Raw genomic sequence first — 21,718 nt, 5'->3', positions numbered from 1 at the left:
TGCGCGGCGGCGCCGCCCGCGGCAACGACAAGGAGAATCACCGGTGCGCGTACTGTCCGTCCACCACGCCTACCGCAAACGGCGCGTCCTGCGCGGCGTCGACCTCGAACTCGAACCCGGCACGATCGCCGGGATCGTCGGGGAGAACGGCGCCGGCAAGACCACACTGCTGAAGATCCTGGCCGGTGAGCTGGCCCCGACGAGCGGCACGGTCACCCACCGCGGCCGCTTCGGCTACTGCCCCCAGAACGTCGTGCTCAACCGGAGCCTGACGGTGCGCCAGCACCTGCGGTTCTTCCAGACCGCCTACCGGCTGCCGGACCTGCGGTGGGCCGAGGAGGTCATGGACATCCTGCAGTTCACCCAATTCACCGACGACCGGCCCGCGACCCTCAGCGGCGGCACCCAGCAGAAGCTCAACCTCACCCTCGCCCTCATGCACGACCCCGGCCTGCTGCTCCTCGACGAGCCCTACCAGGGCTTCGACTGGGACACCTATCTGCGTTTCTGGGAACTCGCCGCGCGCCTGCGCGACCGCGGTCGATCGGTCCTGGTCGTCTCCCACCTCGCCTACGACACAGAGCGCCTCGACCGGCTCTGGCGCCTGGAAGCCGGAACCCTCCACCCGATGGCGGCCGTCACCCCATGACCTCTACCGATACCGAGACGACCGAATCGACCCTCCGCCCCGGCGACGGCCTCCCCGAGGCCTCCCCGAGCGGCCGGGCCGGTCAGGGAACGCTGTTCACCGTCGCGACGCGGTTCGCGCTGACCGAGCACGCCCGCAACGGCTTCGCGTTGTTCCTGGCCGCCTGCTTCATGCCCCTGTGGCTCCATCTCGCCCACATCCTCACCCGCACCACCCGGACGCCGTTCCGCCTCACCGGGGGACGCACGGTGGTGGAGCCGGCGCACGAGGTCGCCCAGATCGCCGGAGCCCTGAACTCCGTCGCGATCCTGGCCGGGTTCATGATGTTCGCCGCCACCTTCACCAGCGGCGGGTTCGACCGCCGTCTGGCGATGGCGGGCTATCCCCGCACCCATCTCGCCCTGGCCAAGACGACTGCCCTGGCCATCGCGGCGACGGTCCTGGCGGCCTATGCCACCGTGATCATCCGCCTGCACTGGGCACCCCGGCAGCCGCTCGCCCTGGCCGCCGCGCTGTTCGGCGCGGCCCTGACGTACGGGTTCATCGGCGTAGCCCTGGGCTCGGTTCTGCGCCGCGACGTCGAAGGCATGTTCGTCATCACCATCGTCAGCGCCATCGACATCACCTTGCAGAACCCCACGATGACCGACAACACCGACGGCCCCCTGGTGCGGTATCTGCCCGCCCACGGTGCAGTCCAGGCCGCCGACATGGCCGCCTTCACCACCACGGTCCCGGTCACCGCCCTCGTCACCCAGGGGGTGTGGTGTGCCGGCGTCGCGGTCGCCGCCTACGTGATGTTCCGCCACCGCACCCGCACGGCTCACGGCCAAGCCCGTGCGCCGGGAGGGAGGTTCGGGTCCCCGTGGGCCGAAAGGTAAACACCGCGCCATTTTTCGTCTGAGCCCCTTTATGGGGGTGTTGTGCTCACGCCAAGATCCCGTCTGCGCCCGGGACACCCCCATGCATTCCGGCGCAGGGAGGAGAGGGCATGCTGCCCCCAAGACAACAGCGACGGTTCATGACCTGCACCGTCGTGGCCGCCGCGTTCGGACTGGTAAGCACCCAGTCGTTCGCGGCCCAGGCCGACACCGGAGGACCCCGGCCCTGGCAGGCGCGCCACCAGGCCGCCGTCGGCCGGCAGCACATCCAGGCGGTGCGCGCCGGCGACGCCATGTCCGCCTTCGCCGCCGAGGGCGACGAGGACGGCGCCGACGAGGCCGAGAACTCCGCCGAGGCCACGGCCCAGTTCACCGAGGCCCGCACCGCGCCCGGCGTCGTCGCACCCGGCGCCTACGGTGCCGCCTGGCAGCAGCTGCAGTCCATGCGGCACACGTCCGGCAGCTGGGACCACGTCACGAAGAAGCCGTACGACTCGGACGACCCCCGCTACCGGGACGTGAACTCCAACTCCAGTGGCGGCGCGGGCCAGGTGACCGGCCGTATCACCGGGATCGCCGCCGACAACCAGGGCTATGTGTACGCCGGTGGCGCCAACGGAGGTGTCTTCCGGTCCACGACCGGCGGCGGGCACTGGAAGCCGATCGCCGACAAGCTGCCCTCCCTGTCCACCGGCACGCTCGCCCTCGACGGCGGCAACCGCCTCTGGTACGCCACCGGCGAGTCCAACACCGGGGCCACGTCCTTCGTCGGCACGGGCGTCTACGTCCTGAAGGACCCGCGACACGGGCAGTTCCAGCCCGGCGACCGCGTGGGCGGCGCGGAACTGGAGTCCACGGTCATCCACGCGCTGCGCTTCGCCGGCACCAAGGTGTGGGCCGCCACGAGCACCGGCGTCTGGTCGCACTCCACGACGAAGCTGTCCGGGCCGTGGAAGCGGGAGTTCGCGCCCAACCCGGACTACCTGCCGGGCGGTTCGAAGGCGGACGACCCGAGCGCGCCGTACAAGAACATCGCCAACGACATCGCCGTCGACCCCAGGGACCCGGACAAGGTCCTGCTCGCGGTCGGCTGGCGCGGCGGCGACACCTACAACGGGCTGTACGCCCGCGCGTCCGACGGCACCTGGAAGCCGGCCACCGGGCTCGGCGACCTGCCCACCGACAGTGGCGACGTGGGCAACATGACCTTCGCCGCCGCGGCGGACGGATCGCGCCTGTACGCCATCGACCAGTCCCCGGCCCAGACGGCCGCCAACCCGGACAGCGGGCTCAAGGGCGTGTACGTGTCCAAGAGCGGCTCGCCGTTCGGCCCGTGGACGCTCATCGCGGACTACACCAAGCTGAAGGCGTCCGGCTCCGCCCTCCAGGGCGACGGCTACCAGCCGGGCATCCAGTCCTGGTACAACCAGTTCCTCCAGGTCGACCCGGCAGACGCCGACCACCTCTACCTCGGCCTTGAAGAGGTCTTCGAGACCAGGAACGGCGGCTCGACCTGGACGACCCCGGGCCCGTACTGGAACTTCCCCTTCCCCTGCTGGAGCATCGACCCGGCCAAGCAGACCGGCGACTGCTCCCCCACCACGCACTCCGACCAGCACGCCGTCGCGATCGGCAGCTACCGGGGCAAGACCTGGGCGTACGTCGGCAACGACGGCGGCATCTACCGCCGCCCGCTCAACGGCGCCGTCGACTCCGGCGGCCACGCCAAGGACTGGCAGTCCCTGAACGACGGCACCCTCGACACCCTCCAGTACTACTCAGTCGGCGTCGGCAAGGACCTCACCCACGGCGGTGTCTCGGTCACCGGCGGCCTGCAGGACAACGGCCAGTCGATCCTGCGCGGCCACGACAAGGTCATGGGATCGAACTTCGGCGGCGACGGCGGCGACACCATCGCCGACCCCGCCAACGGCTGTGACATCGCCGAGGAGTACGTCTACCTCGACATGTGGGTCACGCAGAACTGCGGTGTCAACGACGGCTCGTGGACGACCGACCCGGCCAAGGCCACCGAGTACGAGGTCGCCCCGCCGGACAAGGACCAGGGCGGGGCGGGGGCCCGCTTCATCGCGCCGATCACCGCCGACGCCAAGAACACCGGCACCTGGATCGCCGGCGGCCGGCACGTGTGGGTGAACACCAAGGGCTTCGCCATCCGCTCCGGCAAGGAGTGGGCCAACGCCTACGACCTCGGTGAAGGCCACGTGGCCACCGCCGTGGCGTCCTCCGGCGGCACGGTCTACGTCGGCTGGTGCGGACCCTGCAACAACCAGGGCTTCACCCGCGGCATCGCGGTCGGCAACGCTGGGGGCACCTCCCGGACGAAGTCTGGGGGAGGGACCGGCTGGCACCAGCTGAACCTCCCGGTCGACGGCACCGTCCCGAACCGCTACGTCTCCGGCTTCACCATCGACCCGGCCGACGCCCAGCACGTCTTCGTGGCGATCAACGGCTTCTCCCGCCGCTTCACGGAGGGCCCGGGCGCAGGCGTCGGCCACGTCTTCGAGTCGAGGAACGGCGGCGCCGACTGGACGGACGTCTCCGCCAACCTGCCCGACGTGCCCGCGAACACCCTGAAGCTCCTCCCGAACGGCGGCCTCGCCCTCGGCACCGACCTGGCCGCCTTCTACCGGCCGGCCGGCGCCACCCAGTGGGAGGTCCTGGGCCACGCCCTGCCGAGCACGGCCGTGATGCAACTGCGCCTCGGCCCCGACGGCAAGCTGTACGCGGCCACCCACGGACGCGGCATCTGGTCCTTCGACGTACGCCGCCTCAAGGGCCGCCGGAACTGACCCCGACGCCCGTCTCGTCCCCAGCGGCCGGTGCACCCCCTCCAGCGGAGGCGCACCGGCCGCGCCCTCTTCGAGTGCCGGTCGGGCCCTGCGCGCTCCTGGTGCAGGGCAAGGACGCCGGACGCCGGAGCATGGCCGGCCGTCCGTGCCGTCCTTGACCCCGGCGTACCAGGAGGGCAGTTGCGGGGGCCCCGGGTCTTCGGCCTGCGGGGCGAACCGCGGCGCGAGCCCGTCCCCGCCCACCTGGCCGACCCGACCGTCGCCGCCCATCTGTGGACCGCCGGCCGGGGGGAGCACAGCGCGTCACCCCAGCGACGTGCGGACAGCTCCTCCCGTCCGCGGCCGGTCGGACGACTCGACGGCGCCGGGAGGTCACGCGGGCGGACGGCGGCCGGCTCCGGCGCGCAGGCGCCGCTCGACGAGTCCACCGGGACGACGGAAGCTACCGAAGCGACCGAAGCGACCGAAGCGACGGACGCAACAGGTGCAGCCGTGGCAGCCGAAGTACCTTCCGGACGCCCGTCTTCGGAGACGTCCCGGGCGGCCACGGACTTCCCCTGGTCGTGCAGGGCCGGGTCCAGGTGTCCGAGCATCTCCCGCAGCTCGGCCAGGCACCGGGTCAGCAGCCGGGAGACGTGCATCTGGGAGACGCCCACCATCGACGCGATCTGCTGCTGTGTCCGGTCGTGGAAGAAGCGGAGCACCACGATGCGCCGTTCCCGCTCGGGGAACCGCTTCAGCGCGTCGAGCAGCTCGGCGCGCACCGCGGCGGCTTCGATGCCCGGATCGTGCTGCCCCATCGCCTCGCCCAGCCCGGCCGGCCGTCCGTCCGCTCCCGCCGCGGGCGCGTCGAGCGAGCGAGGCCGCTCGACGTCGTGGGCGCCCAGCGCCTTGACCACCGCGTCCTCGGGCAGCCCGCACGCCCGGGCGATCTCGGTGACCGTGGGCATGGTCCCGCCGGATCGCTGTTCCAGCTCCAGTTGCGCCCGCCGCACTCGCTGTCTGGCCTCCTGCACGGCCCTCGGCAGCCGCACGAGGGCGCTGCGGTCCCTGAGGTGACGTTTCAGTTCCCCGGTGATCGTCGGCACCGCGTAGGAAAGGAAGGCATGGCCTTGGCCGGGGTCGTAGCCGTCGATCGCCTTGACCAGGCCGACGCAGGCCACCTGGAAGAGGTCGTCCTGTTCCTCGCCCTTGAAGTTGCGGTACTTGGCGGCGATGCGCCGGGCCACCGGCATCAGGGCGCGGATGGTCTCGTCGCGCACGGCCTCCCGCCGTGGGCCCGGCTCCTCCTGGCTGATGCGCCGCACCCGCTCGTCGATCTGCTGGGAGGTGAGCGCACCTCCGGCTTCGTACGTCGCCGGTGAGTGAAGCGTGTCGAGCGGCGTCATGCGGGCCTCTGCAGGGGGACGGCTTCCAGGGCATCAGAGCATGGGTCCCCCCGTTCGTTTAGCCTATGCAAAGTTCACCCCGTCGCCACATTTTCCCGTGGGGCCGTGCCGGGTACGGCTTGCCCGGTGAAGCAGCGGATCTTCCGCTGCGTTGCTCCGTCGGCGTCCCCGTCCGTTTCCCGCTGCCCGAACCGGCGTACTCCCGTCCGCATGCGTCGCCGGACACCGCCGCCGGACCCACGAGGAGGCAGCCACATGAGCGGGATGAGAGTCACGTCCTTCCCCTCGGAGAGCCCACGATGAAACCGCGCCCCAGGACCACGGCGAGCACCGGGGCCGCGTCCCGTGTCCGGGGCGCCGCCCCCGGGCTGTACCGGCGCCTCGCCGCCCGGTTCGGGTGAGGGATCGTGGGAGTGCTCACCGTCTTCCTGTCGCTGCTCGCCGCCCTGTCCAACGCCTCGGCCTCGGTGCTGCAACGGCGGGCCGCGGCGGACGAGTCGGACAGCCACAGCGGCAGCGGTGCGCGGCACGCCGTGCACTGGCTGGCCGGCGTGCTGCGCCGGCCGCACTGGCTCGCGGGGGCCGCCCTGCTGGCCCTGTCCACCGTGTTGCAGGCCTGGGCCCTCGGCGTGGGAAGCCTCGCCGTGGTCCAACCGCTGCTGACCAGTGAGCTCCTGTTCACCCTGGTCGTGGGAAGCCTGGTGTTCCACCGCCGTCCGGACCGGCGTACCTGGATGGCCTTCCTCGCCCTCGGTGCCGGACTGGCGCTGTTCCTGGCCGCCGCTTCGCCCTCGGCCGGCCGGACCACCGCCGACGACGGCTCATGGATCGTGGCCGGCGCGGTGGTGCTGGGCGCGGTGGCGGGGCTGGTGCTCGCCTCCCGCCTCACCCGGGGCGGGCCACGCGCCGCGCTCCTCGGTCTGGCCGCCGCCATGTCGTTCGCGATCACCGCCGCGCTGATGAAGGAGGTCGTGGGGCGGTTCGGGCAGGGCCCGGGCGCTGTCTTCACGCACTGGTCCCTGTACGCGACGGCCGTGACCGGGCTGATCAGTTTTCTTCTGCTGCAGGCGGCGTTCAGAGCCGGATCGCTGACGGCCTCGCAACCCGCCCTCACGCTCGGCGACGCGATCACGAGCGTCGCGTTGGGCTGGGCGCTGTTCGAGGAGCACGTCCGGCTGGGTCCGGCGGTGGTCCCGGAGGTGGTCGGGATCCTGCTCATCGGGGCGGGCAGCCTGGGCCTGGCCGGTGCTCCGTCGGTCAGCGGCGCCTGGGACACCGCCCCGGGCCGCGAGGCGGACGCCGGCCGCGAACAGCGCTGACCGCGAGCGCGTACGGCGGCAGCGCCGGCGACGGCACCAGCGACGGCGCATGTTTACGCAGCCGTCGCAGGGGCTATTCCGGTGTGCGTTCATCACCGAGGCCGACGCGTCGGCGCACCTGGAGGGCGCTCATGTCGAAGTCGCAGCCGACCCTGGGGCAGGAGGAGGGCGCCGTCGACGGCCCTCGCGTGAGCACGGGCGACAGGATCAGGGACTACCTGACCACGACCGATCACAAGACGATCGGCAATCTCTACCTGGTCACGTCGTTCGGGTTCTTCCTCGTCGCGGGGATGCTGGCGATGCTGATGCGGGCGGAACTGGCCCGGCCCGGCCTGCAGATCGTCAGCGAGGAGCAGTACAACCAGCTGTTCACGATCCACGGCACGATCATGATGCTGCTGTTCGCGACACCCACGTTCACCGGCCTCGCGAACGCGATCATGCCCTTGCAGATCGGCGCTCCCGACGTGGCCTTCCCCCGGCTCAACGCGCTGACCTACTGGCTGTTCCTCTTCGGCGGGCTCACCGTGCTGTCCGGCTTCCTGGTCAGCTCCGGTCCCGCCCCGTTCGGCTGGTTCGCCTACGCCCCGCTGAACGACGCGGTGCACAGCCCCGGGCAGGGCGGCGACCTGTGGGCGATGGGGCTGGTCCTCTCGGGTGTCAGCACGACCCTGGGGGCCGTCAACTTCATCGCCACGATCATCTGCCTGCGCTGTCCGGGCATGACGATGTTCCGGATGCCGATCTTCACCTGGAACGTGCTGTTCACCTCCATCCTCGTGCTGCTGGCCTTCCCCGTCCTCACCGCGCTCCTGCTGGCCCTGGTCGCCGACCGGCGTTACGGCGCGCACATCTTCGACGCGGCCACCGGCGGCCCGCTGCTGTGGCAGCACTTGTTCTGGTGGTTCGGCCATCCCGAGGTCTACATCGTGGCGCTGCCGTTCTTCGGCGTCGTCACGGAGATCATCCCCGTCTTCAGCCGCAAACCGATCTTCGGCTACGTCGGCATGGTGGGCGCCACCATCGCGATCACCGTGCTGTCGGCGACCGTGTGGGCGCATCACATGTTCGCCACGGGCGCCGTGCTGCTGCCCTTCTTCTCCTTCATGTCCTTCCTGATCGCCGTGCCCACGGGCGTGAAGTTCTTCAACTGGATCGGCACCATGTGGCACGGCAGCCTCTCCTTCGAAACGCCCATGCTGTGGTCGCTCGGCTTCATGGTCACCTTCCTGCTGGGCGGGCTCAGCGGCGTCCTCATCGCCTCTCCCGCGTTGGACTTCCACCTCACCGACACGTACTTCATCGTCGCCCACCTGCACTACGTGCTCTTCGGGACGATCGTCTTCGCCATGTTCGGCGGCTTCTACTTCTGGTGGCCCAAACTGACGGGCCGCATGCTCGACGAACGCCTCGGCAAGATGCACTTCTGGACGCTCTTCGTCGGCTTCCAGACCACGTTCCTCGTCCAGCACTGGCTGGGCGAGAGCGGCATGCCGCGCCGCTACGCCGACTACCTGCCGGCCGACGGCTTCACCGCCCTGAACACCGTGTCGTCGATCGGCGCCTTCCTGCTCGGGCTCTCCACGCTGCCGTTCCTCTACAACATCTGGAAGACCGCCCGGTACGCGCCGAAGGTGACCGTCGACGATCCCTGGGGATACGGCCGCTCCCTCGAATGGGCCACCTCCTGTCCCCCGCCCCGGCACAACTTCACGGCCCTGCCCCGCGTCCGTTCCGACTCCCCCGCCTTCGACCTGCACCACCCGGATCTCACCAAGGAGCTCCCGCCGCAGGCCCATGGAACGGTGGAACCCACCCCTGACACCCTAGGAACACAGAGCGAATGAAGTCCGAGGCCTACCTGTTCGCCGGCGTGGCCGGGTTCTTCCTGGTCACCGATGTCGCCTATGCCTGGGTCGCCCAGGAGCCCGCAGGCATCGCGGCGCTCACCGTCTCCTGTCTGATGTCGTCGGTGATCGCCTTCTTCTCGTTCGTCAACTACCGGCGCAAGGGCGTGCGTCCCGAGGACCGCGCGAAGGCGGAGATCCGGGACCGCAGCGGACGCGTCGACTTCTTCCCTTCGCACAGCCGGCACCCGGTGGTCACCGCCATCGGCGCCACGGCCGTCGCCAACGGACTCGTCTACGGCGTATGGCTGGTGCTGCTGGGTTTCGGCATTCTCGGACTCGGGGTCTTCGGCATGGTCTTCCAGTACAACGACCGCGGAAGCCGCTGAGCCGGTCGCCGGCGGGCACGGGGTGCGCACAGCCGGCGGCCACGCCCCGGGCACAGCCGGCGGCCACGCCCCGCGCAAGGCGGGCCGCCGGCTGCCCGCTCAGCCTGCTTCGTCGTCGCCGCCGATGCCGCGGGACACCGGATCGGCGATGCGGCCGCCGGCCTGGAGGCGCTCCTCCGGCGTCGCGGGCATGTCCACGCGGTCGCGGTAGTACCAGGAGCTGAGCGCCGCCTGCATCCGGCTGCGCAACGGCGCCCCGGATCCGGGGTGCCGAAGGGGCTGCGGGATGTCGCGCACCAGCAGCTTGTAGCGCTGCGCGTTCTCGAGGGGCCGGTGCGACTCGCTCATCCCGCCGGCGAGGTCCTGGAACACCTCACCGCTCTCCTCGCCCTCCTCCAGCAACCGGCGGTCATGGCGCTGCAGGGCGAGACAGGCGCGCTTGGTCACCAGGTAGCACAGGACCGGCAGGACGAACACGGCGACCCGGAAGACCCATGTCAGCGCGTTGACGGAGAAGTCGAACCAGATCGACAGCACGTCGTTGCCCCCGGCGATGAGCAGCACGGCGTAGAAGGCGATGGCCGCCACGCCGAGACCGGTCCGGGTGGGCCTGTCCCGGGGCCGGTCGCACAGATGGTGCTCCACCATGTCCCCGGTCGCCCAGCGTTCGAAGAACGGATACAGGTAGAGCACCCCGAACAGCAGGGCCGGCAGCACGACGGCGGGCAGGAAGACGTTCCACATGACGGTGTGCCCGGCGACGTTCCATTCGACGCCGGGCATCAGCCGCAGCGCACCCTCCAGGAACCCCACGTACCAGTCCGGCTGGGCGTCGGTGGAGACCTGGTCGGGCACGTACGGGCCGAACAGCCAGACCGGGTTGATCTGAGCGATCGCCCCCAGCACGGCGGTGACGCCGGCGACGATCAGCGACAGACCGGCCGACTTGGCCACGAAGGAGGGGAACATCGGCTGGCCGATGACGTTGTGGTTGGTCTTCTTCGGCGCCGCCCAGTGCGTGTGTTTCAGATACACCACCATGATCAGGTGCACGGTGATCAGGGCGATCAGCGCGCCGGGGACGAACAGCACGTGCAGGATGTACAGGCGGCGGACGATCGCTGTGCCGGGGAAGGGACCGCCCCAGAGCAGGAAGCTCAGATAGGTGCCGACGATCGGGATCGACTGGACGATGGAGTCGGCGGTGCGCAGGCCGGTGCCGGACAGCAGGTCGTCCGGCAGCGAGTAGCCGCAGAAGCCTTCCAGCAGGGCGAGCAGGAACAGGGTCACCCCGATGATCCAGTTCAGTTCCCGGGGCCGGCGGAAGGCGCCGGTGAAGAAGACCCGCAGCATGTGGACGCCGATGGCCGCCACGAAGACGAGCGCCGCCCAGTGGTGCATCTGGCGGATCAGCAGCCCGCCGCGCACGTCGAAGCTGAGATGCAGCGTCGTGTCGTACGCCTTCGACACGAGCAGCCCCTGCAAGGGCTCGTAGGAGCCGGTGTAGGGCGCCTCGGCCAGGCTGGGATCGAAGTAGAACGTCAGATAGGTCCCCGTCAGCACCAGGACGAGGAAGCTGTAGAGGGCGATCTCCCCCAGGAGGAACGACCAGTGATCGGGGAAGGCCTTGCGCAGCAGCTGGCCGGCGAGTTCCGACAGGGGTGACCGCCGGTCGGCCGCGACGTACGCCCGGAAGGCCGCCTGCCGCGACTTTCCCCTCAACCTTTGCCTTCGTCGCCGTAGCAGCACGCGCGCACCAGCTCCTCGGTCGGGCTTCTGATCCCCGCACGGCCCGGACGTCGTGCGGCGCGCGCACGGATACCCGAGGCCGGCGTTTCTCAACCAGTGGCCCGCCAGGAACAGGCACGAGGGGGAATAGAAGAGCGGGCTGCCGGGAAACCAGGGGTCCGGCGCCGATCGGCCTCGGAGCCGCTCCGGCCGCTGCGCGGGCATCAGCGGCGGTCGGACCGCACGGACTTCAGGGAGCATGAGTGGGGAGCCACAGCGGCATCATCGGTGAGCTGGCGAACGACCACCGCACGATCCAGGGCCTTCTCGACCGGCTGCGGTCGGCACCGCCCGGCAGCGAGGAGCGCACCTCGCTGGCCGAGGAGGTCGGCATGGCCGTGGTGCGCCATCTGGTGACGGAGAAGGAGTGCCTGCATCCGCTGCTGCGCCGGTACGTGGTCGACGGCAGGGAGTGGGAGAACGGGCTGCTCGACGTCGACCGGAGCATCGAGGAGACGCTGAGGTCCCTCGAGACGGTTCCGCCCGCGAGCGTGCGCCATACCGAACTGCTGCTGTCGCTGGTGTCGGACATCACCCGTCACGTGGTCGAACAGGAACAGCGGGTGTTTCCCCGTCTGCAGGCCATGAGCCCCGCCGCGGTGCTGCGCGACGCGGGGACGGACGCGCGGGATGCGGAAGCCGTGGCGCCCACCCGGCCGCGCCCCGAGGCGCCGGACTCGCCGGCCCTGACGAGAATCACGGCGTCTCTGTGGGGCCCCTGGGACCGGCTCCGCGACCGTCTGGGACGCCGCGGGCTGCGCTGACCGGCACACCCGGGGCACCCGGAGGCCGACCGATTCGTGGCACAGTGCAAATTTTGCCCGGGTAGGAGGGTTGCATGATGCGGTCTGAGCCCTCGTCGAGGGATGCGGACGATGTGGACACGGTCACCCGGGCGGTGCTGACGGCCTCTCGCGTGCTGGTGGCCGTGTCCGCGCGCTCGCTCGCCGAGGTCGAGGAACGGGTGACACTGCCCCAGTTCCGCATGCTTGTGGTGCTGTACACCCGCGGTGTCACCAAGCTGGTCACCCTGGCCGACTCGCTGCAGGTCGCACCCTCGACGGCGCTGCGCATGGTGGACCGGCTGGTCGCGGCGGAACTCGTCGTGCGGCAGCCCAATCCCGAGGACCGCCGCCAGACGCTGCTGGCGCTCACGGCGGAGGGCCGCCGAACGGTCGAGGCGGTCTCCGCCAGGCGCCGGGCGGAGATCGCCGACATCGTCCAGCGGCTGAGGCCCGTGCAGCGCCTGGCGCTCGTCGAGGCCCTGGACGCCTTCAACGAGGCGGGCGGAGAACCGACCGACTACACCCGGATCGAAGACCCGCATCCCCTCGGCTGACGATCAGATGAGGTCGCGGGTCCGTGAGCGGAACGTGCGGCGGTAGCTGTCCGGCGGCACGCCCAGCGTGCGGTTGAAGTGGCGGCGCAGCGTCGTGGCCGTACCCATGCCGGTGGACCTGGCGATGGTGTCGATGTCGTCGTCCGTCCGCTCCAGGAGTTCCTGGGCGTGGCGGATGCGCTGGGCGAGGAGCCACTGCAAAGGGGTGGTGCCCGTGGCCGCGCGGAAGTGTCGGCCGAGGTGGCGGGAGCTCATGCCGGCCCGGCGGGCCAGATCCTCCACCGTCAGCGGCTGGTCGAGGCGTTCGATGATCCAGGGGAAGAGGGCCGTGAGCGGGTGGTCGTCCTGGTCGGGGACCGGGGTGGTGACGTACTGCGCCTGGCCGCCGGCGCGGTGTGGCGGAACGACCAGGCGCCGGGCGACGGTGTTGGCGATCGCCGAGCCGTGGTCGAGGCGGACCAGGTGCAGGCACAGGTCGAGGGCGGCGGCCTTGCCGGCGGAGGTGAGCACGGTGCCGCTGTCGACGTAGAGGACGTCCGGGTCGACCTGCACGGCGGGGTGGCGCTCGGCGAGGACGCCGGTGTGGGCCCAGTGGGTGGTGGCGCGTCTGCCGTCCAGGAGACCGGCGGCGGCCAGGACGAACGCGCCCGTGCACAGGGAGACGATGCGGGCCCCGGCGTCGTGGGCGGCCCGCAGTTCGGCGATGAGGTCCGGGGGCGGGGGGACGTCGACGTCGGCCCAGCCGGGGACGATCACGGTGTCGGCGCGCCGCAGATGGTCGAGGCCATGGTCCGGGGCGAGGCGGAAGTGGCCGAGCCGCACGGGGTGCGGGGCGCAGACGGCCAGGTCGTACCAGGGCACGGTGACGGCGGCCGGGGCCGAGCCGAACACCTCGTGCGCCACGGCGAGCTCGAAGTGCAGCATGCCGTCCGTGACGGCCAGCGCGACAGAAGCCATGTCCGGAAGTGTATGGGGTGTGTCGTTCCGGACACTCACGGTCGGTCGCACGGCCACGCCAGGATGGGCGCCGGCCGATCGGTTCGCGAGAGTGGAGGACGTCATGCCGGCGGGTGCGAGGGTGGCGGTGTACGGCGCGTACGGGCACACGGGGCGGTTCGTCGTGGCGCACCTGGTGGAACGGGGGTTCACCCCCGTCCTGGTGGGGCGCGACGCTCGCAGGCTGGGGGAACTGGCGGACGCGGTCCCGGGGTTCGACGTGAGACCGGCTGCCGCGGACGACGCCGGCGCGCTCGACCGGGCGCTGGCGGGGGCCGCGGCGGTGATCAACTGCGCGGGGCCTTTCGCCGTCACCGCGGCCCCGGTGATCGAGGCGGCGCTGCGCGCCGGTGTCCCCTACGTCGATGTCGCCGCCGAGATCGAGGCGAACGCGGACACGTTCGCGCACTTCGCGGAGCGCGCCCGCCGGGCCGGTGCGGTGATCGTGCCCGCGATGGCCTTCTACGGCGGACTCGGCGACCTGCTGGTCACTGCGGCGATGGGCGACTGGACGAAGGCCGACGAGGTGCACGTCGCCTACGGCCTGAACAGCTGGCACCCCACACCGGGCACCCGGCTCGCGGGAAAGGTGTCCGCCGAACGGCGCGGCGGACGCCGGGTGCGGTTCACCGGGGGCCGGCTGGAGTACCACGACGACGAACTGCCCACCCTGACATGGCCGTTCCCTGAGCCCATGGGGGACCGGTCGGTCATCGCCGGGTTCACGATGGCCGACGTCGTCACCGTCCCCAGCCACCTGACCGTCCCCGAGGTGCGCACCTACATGACGATCGAGGCGGCCCGGGGTGTGGGCTCGCCGGACACGCCCGCCCCGAGCGCCGTCGACGAGCGCGGGCGTTCCGCGCAGACCTTCCTCGTCGACGTCGTCGTCCGCCGCGACGGCGACGAACGCGGGGCGGTCGCCGTCGGGCAGGACATCTACGCCGTCACCGCGCCGCTCGCGGTCGAGGCCGTCGCCCGTGTCCTCGACGGGCGGACCCGGACCGTGGGCGTCGCCTCCGCCGGCGAGATCTTCGACGCGCCCGGCTTCCTCCGCTCCCTGGCACCGCACATCACCGTGACCCTTCGCCGAGACCCCCGCTGACGACAGCCCCCTCCGTCCGTCCGTTCAGCGCAGCAACGCGTCGAGGAACGGGCTGGACAGCACATGGTGGGGGTCCAGCCGGTCGAGGGTCGCGACCGCCTCGTCCCAGCCCGGGCCGCCCCCGGCGCGCTGGCTGTCGGGGACGGCACGGGTGAGGACGTCCGGGTCGGACCACGCGGCGGTGTCGGTGTAGGCCCAGCCCTTGGACCACTCCACGCGCACCGTCGCCCGGTCGCCGTCCAGACTCAGGAGGAACCGCTCGATGTCGCGGTAGAAGCGGTGCAGCGCGGGGGTGGCCGGCAGGGAGAGGATGTCGAGCCACACCGCGGTGTCGACGTCCGGCCGGTCCTGGCGGGGCCGCAGCGCGGACAGCAGCGGGGGCCGCGCGCCGGGGACACCGCACGCGGACGGGTCCTCCAGGCCCGTCACGCGGATCTCCACCTGGCCGTTGACCGGGTACTCGCCGCGCGCCGCGTACTGCGCGAGCAGCGTGCGGTAGAAGGCGGTGAACTGGCTGACCACCCATTGCAGATCGGCCCGGCGGGTGAGTACGGCGTAGCCGTTGGCGGTCTCGCGCAGCGTGGTGGGCCGCACGTACTGCAGCAGGTTGCGGGAGTCGCCCCACAGGTCCGACCGCAGGCCGCCTGCCAGCAGGTGGGTGAGGACGTCACCGGTCAGCACGTCCCGCACCAGGGACCCCGAGAGCAGGACGTCGGTGATGTCACCGGTCAGCGCGACCTTCGCCAGCAGGTACTGGACCTGCCCGAAGAGCGGCGCGCTCGCCCACGCCCCGGACACCAGGTCCCCGGCCAGCCGGGCCACGGGCTCGGGGAGGGAGTCGGAGAACGGGTAGTTGTACGGCTCGTCGACCGCGCGGGCGCCGAACGGCCGTTTCGGGGCGACGCTCCAGACCTTCAGCCAGGGGCGGTCGGTGAAGGCGAACCAGATCGCCTCCACCCGGCCGGTGCGGTCGACGAAGTCGGCGAGGGTCCGTGTGCCGGCCGGAGCACCGGGGGCGGCGAACAGTTCGGTGGCGGGGATGTCCAAGAAGGACTGGCAGCGCAGAGCGCGGTCGGGGCCGACCCGCAGGACGGCCTCGGTGACGAGCGCGCGGCCGAGGTGGGTGAGGAGCGCGGCGCAGTCGGGCTCGGCCCGGCCGAGGGTGCGCAGGACATAGCGGCCGGCGCTCTGGTCCCAGACGACCGCGGTCAGTTCGGTGACCAGGTTGCTCAGTGAGCCGTATCCGTGGCCGGGTGACGGGCTCTCGCCGGCGGCGGGTACGGCCGTGCCGTGCGCGCCGATGGCGAGCGCGCCGCCGACGGAGAGGTCGCCGGGGGCCGGCGCGGAGGCGACCCCGTGTCCGGAGGCACCGGCGAACGCGAGCAGCGTCTCCAGCGAGGCACCGGCCTGCACCCGGATCGCGGCCGATCCGTCGGCGGCCTGCTGCTCCAGCGACATCGCGGTGAGGTGCGCGGCGGTGTCCAGCAGCAGCACCTTGGCGGCGGCCGGGGTGCCGTCGGCCACGGTGAGGGGAGCCCAGCCGTGCCGATGCCCTTGCGCGCGGACCGTCCAGCCCGCGCCGTGCGCCCAGTTGACGACGGCCAGCACCTCCTGCGGGTCGCGCGGCGCGCACGTCCACAGCTGGTCGGTGCGGATCTCGCCGGCCCAGTTCTCGTAGGCGCGCTGGTAGACGTCGATCCCGGCCGGGAAGCCCGGCGGCGGTGCCGAGGCGGCGTAGGCGCTGCCCGGCCGGACCAGCCCGCGCAGCAACCAGACCGCGCCGCCCGCGACGGCCGACGACGCCAGCAGGCTGCGCCGGGACAGCCCGCCGCCCTGGTTCGAAGGACTGTCCGTCATCCCCGCATCCCCCTGACCCCGCTCCTGGACCGGCACGCCCGGTCCGGCCGACCACGCACGTTACCCAGCACAGACGGCCCCACGGTCACACGTTCGGCCGATCCACATGAACGAGTGAACGACCGCCGAACCGGCACCGCCTCGGGGCCATCACCATGTAGGCGGCCCAACCGCCTCCTCAGCGTGCGGGGTCGGCCGCCGAGGTCACCGTCACCCCCGCGCGGCTGAGCGCCCGGACGAGGGCCGGGCGGTCCAGCGGATCGTCGTAGCGGTTGGACTCGCCCAGCCGCTCCAGCAGCCTGTACGGCTCGAGCCGGTACGCTTCCGCGTCGGCCAGGAGGCTGTCCGCACTCGCCCCCTCCACCGTGTCGTCCAGGTGGTCCGTCAGGTCGCCCAGGACCTCGCCGCGGTCGATGAAGCAGCTCATGCCACAGTCCAGGCCGTCGTCGTCGAGGTCGTCCGGGTAAGGGGCCCGGGCCCAGGCGCCGTTCTCGTACCAGTAGACGCAGCCGATCTCGCGCCCTTCGAGGCGGCCCCGCAGTTCGTCCCAGGGCAGCCAGGGCGGCCCGCCCGCCAGCACGTCGATCGCCGGCTCGTGCCACTTGACGTCGCTCGCCTCGTCCTCGCCGTACAGCACGAACCGGCCTTCGCCTGCCCGGGACATGACCCACCAGGTGCAGCCGCAGTCGTCCCAGTGCAGGCCCTCGTCGTCGATCCACCGGCCGGTGCGGTGGCGCGGCGGGCGCTCCTCGTACTCGGCCGTCGCCTCCAGGGCGGCGAGCAGCGCCCAGCGCGCCCACAGCTCCTCGGCCGGCGGCAGGTCCTGCGGCAGTCCCGGGCGGTGAACGGTCATGTGTGGCCCCCGTGTGCGTCTCGATGCGATCGCCGCAACGATACGGTCCGGGACTGACACGAGCGTCCGTGCGGTGCCGTGCGGTGCGGCCGGCCGGACCGGCGGGCGCGGACGGCGGGCGGTCGGCGGCCGGCGGCTGGGGCGGGCCGGGCGGGTCAGCGGAGGCCGGTGAAGAGGTCCGTTTCCGGTATGGCCGCTCCGGTGGGGTCCTGGACGCGCAGGAAGGTCTCCGTGCCCATCAGCTCGGCGAACCTCTCCTTGCCCATCTTGAGGAAGAAGATGTTCTCGCCCTGACTGGCGTGCGCGGCCAGTGCGTCGAACTTCTGGCCGCTGAACGCGGTGGTGTCCACCCACGTGGTGATCTGATCGTCGGGCAGGCCGATCTCGGCCATCGCGGCGGCCTCGGCGGGATCCGGCTCGGGCATGTCCTCGTTGAACTCGCGCATGACCTCGCCGAACCGCCGCATCATCGAGCGGGGCATCGTGGTCCAGTACACCTTCGGCGTCAGCTCCGTCATCTCCAGTGCCGCCACGGTGATGCGGTGGGCCTGGATGTGGTCGGGGTGGCCGTAGAAACCGTTCTCGTCGTAGGTGACGACCACGTCGGGGCGGTAGTGGCGCATGAGTTCCGCGAGCCGGGCGGCGCCTTCCTGCACGGGGGTCTGCCAGAAGGAGCCGGGGGCGTCGTTGGTCGCCCAGCCCATCATCCCGGAGTCGGCGTAGTCCAGCATCTCCAGGTCGCTGATGTTCAGGACCTGACAGCTCGCCTCGAGTTCCTGACGGCGCATCAGAGCGACGGCCGCCGGATCGTGGCCGGGGTCGCCCGGCTTGACACCCCCCGGTCCGTCGCCGCAGCCGCCGTCGGTACACGTCACGAGAACCGTGCGGATGCCTTCCGCCGCGTACCGCGCGAGGACCCCTCCGGTGCCGGTGGCCTCGTCGTCCGGGTGGGCGTGTACTGCCATGAGCGTCAACGGCCGGTCGGTCATGAAGCGGTCCTCCTGGATAAACACGTCGTGGTGCCTCGGTCGATGCAACCCGCCGGCCCGACCGGCTGTTCCCCACGCGGCCACTCGGCTTTGCGGACGTGCGGGGGCCGGGGCCGCCGGGGCTGAGCACTGGGCCGGGGTTGCTCACTCTCCGGAGTTGCCGGCTCTGCCGGCAGCGATCGCCTCGGCCACTTCGCTCATGTCGTTGTTCAGCTGGTGGTCGCGTCCGGGCAGTCGGTGCACCTGTGCCTGCGGGATCGCGCGAGCGTAGAGATCGGCGTGCGGCGGTGGGGCGATCTCGTCCGCGAGTCCGTGGAACACGTGCACCGGCGTCCCCCGTGGCAGTCGCGCGCCGAGATCGCCGGGCAGTTCGAACTCGGTGACCGGCCAGCCGCCGTTGCCGACGAACGGGGCGGAGATCAGTACGATCGCCGCGAGCCTGCGCTCCGGCGGCTGCTCCACGCGTGCGAGTGTGTCGACCAGGAGCGTTCCGCCCACGGAATGGCCGACCACGACCGCGCCGTCCCCGAGGTCGGCCACTGCGCGCCGGATCGCCGGGCCCCACCGGGCATGGCTCGGGTCGTCCTCGTCCGGCATACGCGGGTAGCGGACGTCGTAGCCGTCCCCGAGCTCACGCCTCAGGCCGTCGGCCAGCTTGTCGTCCCACGCGTCGTGCGCGCCCGCGCCGCCACCCTGGATGAACAAGACCTGCTGAGTCCCTGTCACGGCAACCGTCCCTCGCCCGTCCGACAACCCGGTGCTACCCGCTGCCGGCAGACGACCACGCGGAGCGCAACCCGGCCGGCACCCGAACGGTGAGGCAAGTGCGCCCGTATGGATCTCCACGAGCGGCATCGGCATCCCTTGCCTCGGGCTGCCGTCCGCGCGGGGCGACGACATCGCGGGCCGGCCTTCGCAGACGTACCCCACGGTGTGATCAAGCAGGGTTAGGATCACGCCGACTGCTCAACTCTCCCAGGGGGAAGGCCACTTCATGTTCAAGACACGCAGCCGGATAAGCACCGTGCTGGCGGCGACCGCCGTGTCGGTCGGTCTCACGATCGGCGTCGGTGCGGGCAGCGCCTCCGCGGCACCCCGGCTCACCACCGACACGATCTTCTACCAGAGCGGCAAGTCGGTCGTCGTCTCCCTGTACGCCGACGGCAAGTACGCCGGCGCGGTGACCTGGAACGCGGACCCGCTGGGCGACAAGCCCGGGGACGCGCTGCAGGCGTACGACGGCGGGGCCGACGGCTGGGGCGTCCAGGGCACGGTCACGGACCCCTGGATCTACCGCACGGCCTCGACCGCGGGACACGCGTCCCCGTACACCACCAAGTGGGTGACCGGCGACATCAAGGAGGGCACGTGGCTGGACATCTCGGTGTGCCTGGTGAAGGGGTCGGAGCGGGTCTGCGACTACAACCTGCCCCGCGTCTCCTCGTAACCACCCGCATGTGACGCCGGCGGACCGAACCGGGGCGTCGACGCTCGCGGACGCAGGGGGCCGCTCCCGTTCGGGGGCGGCCTCCCGCTTGCTCGGCTCACTCGGTGGTGTGAACTGTCCGCGGGCACACGGCCCGGCCGTGCGGTGGGAACTGCCCGCAGCCGCACCGGCCGGCCGCTTTCGGCCGGCTTTCGGACCGGCGTGCCGGGCCTACACTCCGCCGACATGTCGCTGTGGCTGCTCAACCATTTCAGCACCTTCGCCCTCGCCGTCGTCACCGTCGGCGGGAGTGTCCTCCTGGCGGTCGCCGGCAGCGTCCTGATGCGCCGCCGCTACCCGTCGCTCGCGCGCGGCGAGCACAACGACATGGTCGGCGTGACGCTGGGCATGTTCGGCGCCATCTACGGCATCATCCTCGCCTTCGTCATCGTCACCCTGTGGACCCAGCTGGAGGACACCCAGACCATCGTCGCCTCGGAAGCCACCGACGCCGCCCTCATCGCCCGCGACGCCGCCGCCTTCCCGGCACCGGTCCACGCCCGCCTCGACTCCAGCCTCAGCGGATACGTGCACGCCGTCGTCGAGGACCAGTGGCCCCGGATGCGTTCCGGGCACCCCGCCTACGGCGCCACGGAACGCCATCTGAAGGCCGCGTTCCAGTCGTTGCAGACGTACGAGCCGAGCGGACAGCGGGAGGAGGTCTTCTACGAACAGGCCGTCACCCACCTCGACGACATCGCCTCCCAGCGCCGCGCCCGCATCACCATGGCGCGACAGGAACTGCCGCCGCTGCTTCAGGTCCTGGCCGTCGGCGGGGCGCTCGTACTGATTCCGCTCACCTTCCTCTACGGCATGCGCAAACTGCGGGTCCAGCTCCTCTTCGTCGCGTCGGTCGCCGGACTCGTGGGCTTCAGCCTGCTCCTCGTCTTCGTCCTGGACCGCCCCTTCGCAGGTGACCTCAGCGTCAGCCCGGCCCCCTTCCGGGAGGGAGCCCTCGCCCAGTACTGGCGTCCATGACCTCGGAGTCACTCGCGGACGTGAGCGGGCGCAGCGGGACGCCCGTCACCTGCGCCCGGGCCCGGGCCGGGGTGGGAGCCGCCGTCCGAGCCGGCGCCCGCGACCGAACCGCTGTCCGATGTCAGGCCCGCGAGGAGGCGCAGCCCGTCCTCGGCGGGGGTGCCGGCGGCTGCCGACAGGACCAGCAGCTCCATGCCCGGTTCGTCCGGCAGCGCGAAGTTCTCCTGGTGCAGTTCCAGCAGTCCGACCAGCGGGTGCCGGTACGTCTTGCGTCCATGGGCGCGGGCGCGGACGTCCGCGCGGGCCCAGAGGCGGCGGAAGCGCTCGCTGCCCATCGCCAGCTCGCCGATGAGCGAGGCCAGGCGGGGGTCCTCGGGGTACTTGCCGGCGGCCAGGCGCAGGTGCCCGACCACGTCGAGGGTGCAGGTCTCCCAGTCCGCGTAGAGGCCGCGCTCGCCTTCCTCCAGGAAGATGTGCCGGGCGACGTTCAGGCCAGGCATCGGCCGGCCGAAGAGGAGCCCGGCGAGGCGGTTGCCCGCGAGCGCGTCCAGGCGGTGGTTCATGATCAGCGCGGGTGCGTCGGCGACCAGGTCGAGGACGCGCAGCAGCTCCGGCCGGACCCGGCCGCCGGGCACCTTCGCGCGGCGGCGGCGCTGCCGGGCGAGCCGGTACAGGTGGCCGCGTTCGGTCTCGTCGAGAGCGAGGACGCGGGCGAGGGCGTCGAGGACCTGCTCGGAGGGCTGCGTCGCGCGGCCCTGCTCGAGGCGTACGTAGTAGTCGACGCTGACTCCGGACAGGTGCGCGACCTCTTCGCGGCGCAGTCCTTCCACCCGGCGACGGCTGTCGGTGGGGATGCCCACGGCCGCGGGGTCGACGCGGGAACGGCGGGTCCGCAGGAAGCCGGCGAGATCGTCCATGCCGCCAGTATCGCCTCCGCGTCGCCCGTGAAGGTGGCCCTGCCGTTACCAGGAAGTCCCGTCCGACGGAAGCGGCGCCCCTGAACGCGGGCGCCGCGGCGCCCCGGGATCGAAGGCACCC

The 21,718-nt window shown here is 71.6% G+C and carries 18 protein-coding genes and 1 pseudogene; 11 read left to right on the top strand and 8 right to left on the bottom strand.

Annotated elements, in window-relative coordinates; all coding sequences use genetic code 11:
- Positions 1-43 precede the first annotated feature (43 nt).
- From ACZ64A_RS27100 to ACZ64A_RS27090, 3 genes are all read left to right on the top strand, one after another.
- On the top strand, positions 44-649 hold the full coding sequence (locus ACZ64A_RS27100) for an ABC transporter ATP-binding protein (protein WP_469813923.1): 606 nt from the start codon (positions 44-46) through the stop codon (positions 647-649).
- Positions 646-1,530: an ABC transporter permease gene (locus tag ACZ64A_RS27095; RefSeq protein WP_469813921.1), complete on the top strand. Its 885-nt coding sequence runs from the start codon at positions 646-648 to the stop codon at positions 1,528-1,530. Before ACZ64A_RS27100 ends, ACZ64A_RS27095 begins: the two co-directional genes overlap by 4 nt.
- A 110-nt stretch (positions 1,531-1,640) precedes the next feature.
- Positions 1,641-4,343, top strand: coding sequence for a WD40/YVTN/BNR-like repeat-containing protein (locus ACZ64A_RS27090; protein ID WP_469813920.1), 2,703 nt, complete (start codon positions 1,641-1,643; stop codon positions 4,341-4,343).
- A gap of 599 nt (positions 4,344-4,942) precedes the next feature.
- Here ACZ64A_RS27090 and ACZ64A_RS27085 read toward each other — a convergent pair.
- Positions 4,943-5,731, bottom strand: a pseudogene (locus tag ACZ64A_RS27085) (sigma-70 family RNA polymerase sigma factor); the annotation flags it as partial.
- 407 nt (positions 5,732-6,138) lie between these two features.
- On the opposite strand from ACZ64A_RS27085, the gene ACZ64A_RS27080 reads away from it, so the two are divergent.
- The 3 genes from ACZ64A_RS27080 to ctaF all read left to right on the top strand — a co-directional run bounded on the left by ACZ64A_RS27080 (position 6,139) and on the right by ctaF (position 9,289).
- Positions 6,139-7,050 (top strand): DMT family transporter, encoded by a 912-nt coding sequence (locus tag ACZ64A_RS27080; protein WP_469813918.1) that lies wholly within the window; start codon positions 6,139-6,141, stop codon positions 7,048-7,050.
- A gap of 131 nt (positions 7,051-7,181) precedes the next feature.
- The gene (gene ctaD, locus ACZ64A_RS27075) at positions 7,182-8,900 is read left to right on the top strand and encodes an aa3-type cytochrome oxidase subunit I (protein WP_469813916.1); all 1,719 of its coding nucleotides are present in this window, start codon (positions 7,182-7,184) and stop codon (positions 8,898-8,900) included.
- Positions 8,897-9,289 carry an aa3-type cytochrome oxidase subunit IV gene (ctaF, locus tag ACZ64A_RS27070; RefSeq protein ID WP_469813914.1) on the top strand — a complete coding sequence of 131 codons (393 nt, stop codon included), beginning with the start codon at positions 8,897-8,899 and terminating at the stop codon, positions 9,287-9,289. Before ctaD ends, ctaF begins: the two co-directional genes overlap by 4 nt.
- A 99-nt stretch (positions 9,290-9,388) precedes the next feature.
- Here ctaF and qcrB read toward each other — a convergent pair whose 3' ends face one another.
- On the bottom strand, positions 9,389-11,038 hold the full coding sequence (gene qcrB, locus ACZ64A_RS27065) for a cytochrome bc1 complex cytochrome b subunit (protein ID WP_469813912.1): 1,650 nt from the start codon (positions 11,036-11,038) through the stop codon (positions 9,389-9,391).
- A 242-nt stretch (positions 11,039-11,280) separates the two neighbouring features.
- Here qcrB and ACZ64A_RS27060 point away from each other — a divergent pair, with 242 nt between their 5' ends.
- Together ACZ64A_RS27060 and ACZ64A_RS27055 are read left to right on the top strand one after the other, a co-directional pair.
- Positions 11,281-11,841, top strand: a complete 561-nt coding sequence (locus tag ACZ64A_RS27060) for a hemerythrin domain-containing protein (RefSeq protein WP_469813911.1) — start codon at positions 11,281-11,283, stop codon at positions 11,839-11,841.
- Between the two features lie 74 nt (positions 11,842-11,915).
- Positions 11,916-12,416, top strand: coding sequence for a MarR family winged helix-turn-helix transcriptional regulator (locus tag ACZ64A_RS27055; RefSeq protein ID WP_469813909.1), 501 nt, complete (start codon positions 11,916-11,918; stop codon positions 12,414-12,416).
- Positions 12,417-12,419: 3 nt separating this feature from the next.
- On the opposite strand, the gene ACZ64A_RS27050 is transcribed toward ACZ64A_RS27055, so the two are convergent.
- Positions 12,420-13,373 carry a helix-turn-helix domain-containing protein gene (locus ACZ64A_RS27050; RefSeq protein WP_469813907.1) on the bottom strand — a complete coding sequence of 318 codons (954 nt, stop codon included), beginning with the start codon at positions 13,371-13,373 and terminating at the stop codon, positions 12,420-12,422.
- Between the two features lie 103 nt (positions 13,374-13,476).
- Between ACZ64A_RS27050 and ACZ64A_RS27045 the strand changes: the two genes are divergently transcribed.
- Positions 13,477-14,517: a saccharopine dehydrogenase family protein gene (locus ACZ64A_RS27045; RefSeq protein ID WP_469813905.1), complete on the top strand. Its 1,041-nt coding sequence runs from the start codon at positions 13,477-13,479 to the stop codon at positions 14,515-14,517.
- Positions 14,518-14,541: 24 nt separating this feature from the next.
- Here the strand turns inward: ACZ64A_RS27045 and ACZ64A_RS27040 are convergent, their stop codons facing one another.
- From ACZ64A_RS27040 to ACZ64A_RS27025, 4 genes are all read right to left on the bottom strand, one after another.
- Positions 14,542-16,374 (bottom strand): cholesterol oxidase substrate-binding domain-containing protein, encoded by a 1,833-nt coding sequence (locus tag ACZ64A_RS27040; protein WP_469813903.1) that lies wholly within the window; start codon positions 16,372-16,374, stop codon positions 14,542-14,544.
- Positions 16,375-16,552: 178 nt separating this feature from the next.
- Complete coding sequence (locus ACZ64A_RS27035; RefSeq protein WP_469813902.1) at positions 16,553-17,227, bottom strand: hypothetical protein; 675 nt, start codon at positions 17,225-17,227, stop codon at positions 16,553-16,555.
- A gap of 155 nt (positions 17,228-17,382) precedes the next feature.
- Positions 17,383-18,216 carry a PIG-L family deacetylase gene (locus tag ACZ64A_RS27030; RefSeq protein ID WP_469813900.1) on the bottom strand — a complete coding sequence of 278 codons (834 nt, stop codon included), beginning with the start codon at positions 18,214-18,216 and terminating at the stop codon, positions 17,383-17,385.
- Positions 18,217-18,360: 144 nt separating this feature from the next.
- Positions 18,361-18,942 carry an alpha/beta fold hydrolase gene (locus ACZ64A_RS27025; protein WP_469813898.1) on the bottom strand — a complete coding sequence of 194 codons (582 nt, stop codon included), beginning with the start codon at positions 18,940-18,942 and terminating at the stop codon, positions 18,361-18,363.
- Between the two features lie 268 nt (positions 18,943-19,210).
- Here ACZ64A_RS27025 and ACZ64A_RS27020 point away from each other — a divergent pair, with 268 nt between their 5' ends.
- Together ACZ64A_RS27020 and ACZ64A_RS27015 are read left to right on the top strand one after the other, a co-directional pair.
- Positions 19,211-19,663: a hypothetical protein gene (locus ACZ64A_RS27020; RefSeq protein WP_469813897.1), complete on the top strand. Its 453-nt coding sequence runs from the start codon at positions 19,211-19,213 to the stop codon at positions 19,661-19,663.
- A 225-nt stretch (positions 19,664-19,888) separates the two neighbouring features.
- Complete coding sequence (locus ACZ64A_RS27015; protein WP_469813895.1) at positions 19,889-20,680, top strand: bestrophin-like domain; 792 nt, start codon at positions 19,889-19,891, stop codon at positions 20,678-20,680.
- Between the two features lie 8 nt (positions 20,681-20,688).
- On the opposite strand, the gene ACZ64A_RS27010 is transcribed toward ACZ64A_RS27015, so the two are convergent.
- On the bottom strand, positions 20,689-21,597 hold the full coding sequence (locus ACZ64A_RS27010; protein ID WP_469813893.1) for a helix-turn-helix transcriptional regulator: 909 nt from the start codon (positions 21,595-21,597) through the stop codon (positions 20,689-20,691).
- Between the last annotated feature and the right edge of the window lie 121 nt (positions 21,598-21,718).

Source organism: Streptomyces sp. NPDC104814, from assembly GCF_055583185.1.
The sequence above is the reverse complement of the archived record's forward strand: the minus strand, read 5'-3'. Positions and strand labels throughout refer to the sequence as shown.

What these genes read in the sequence shown, in the direction of transcription:
- ACZ64A_RS27010 (WP_469813893.1), bottom strand. Translation starts at nt 21,597, where the DNA reads ATGGACGATCTCGCCGGCTTCCTGCGGACCCGCCGTTCCCGCGTCGAC.
- ACZ64A_RS27095 (WP_469813921.1), top strand. Translation starts at nt 646, where the DNA reads ATGACCTCTACCGATACCGAGACGACCGAATCGACCCTCCGCCCCGGC.
- ACZ64A_RS27020 (WP_469813897.1), top strand. Translation starts at nt 19,211, where the DNA reads ATGTTCAAGACACGCAGCCGGATAAGCACCGTGCTGGCGGCGACCGCC.
- ACZ64A_RS27040 (WP_469813903.1), bottom strand. Translation starts at nt 16,374, where the DNA reads ATGACGGACAGTCCTTCGAACCAGGGCGGCGGGCTGTCCCGGCGCAGC.
- ACZ64A_RS27050 (WP_469813907.1), bottom strand. Translation starts at nt 13,373, where the DNA reads ATGGCTTCTGTCGCGCTGGCCGTCACGGACGGCATGCTGCACTTCGAG.
- ACZ64A_RS27090 (WP_469813920.1), top strand. Translation starts at nt 1,641, where the DNA reads ATGCTGCCCCCAAGACAACAGCGACGGTTCATGACCTGCACCGTCGTG.
- ctaF (WP_469813914.1), top strand. Translation starts at nt 8,897, where the DNA reads ATGAAGTCCGAGGCCTACCTGTTCGCCGGCGTGGCCGGGTTCTTCCTG.
- ACZ64A_RS27030 (WP_469813900.1), bottom strand. Translation starts at nt 18,216, where the DNA reads ATGACCGACCGGCCGTTGACGCTCATGGCAGTACACGCCCACCCGGAC.
- ACZ64A_RS27035 (WP_469813902.1), bottom strand. Translation starts at nt 17,227, where the DNA reads ATGACCGTTCACCGCCCGGGACTGCCGCAGGACCTGCCGCCGGCCGAG.
- ACZ64A_RS27045 (WP_469813905.1), top strand. Translation starts at nt 13,477, where the DNA reads ATGCCGGCGGGTGCGAGGGTGGCGGTGTACGGCGCGTACGGGCACACG.
- ctaD (WP_469813916.1), top strand. Translation starts at nt 7,182, where the DNA reads ATGTCGAAGTCGCAGCCGACCCTGGGGCAGGAGGAGGGCGCCGTCGAC.
- ACZ64A_RS27055 (WP_469813909.1), top strand. Translation starts at nt 11,916, where the DNA reads ATGATGCGGTCTGAGCCCTCGTCGAGGGATGCGGACGATGTGGACACG.
- ACZ64A_RS27015 (WP_469813895.1), top strand. Translation starts at nt 19,889, where the DNA reads ATGTCGCTGTGGCTGCTCAACCATTTCAGCACCTTCGCCCTCGCCGTC.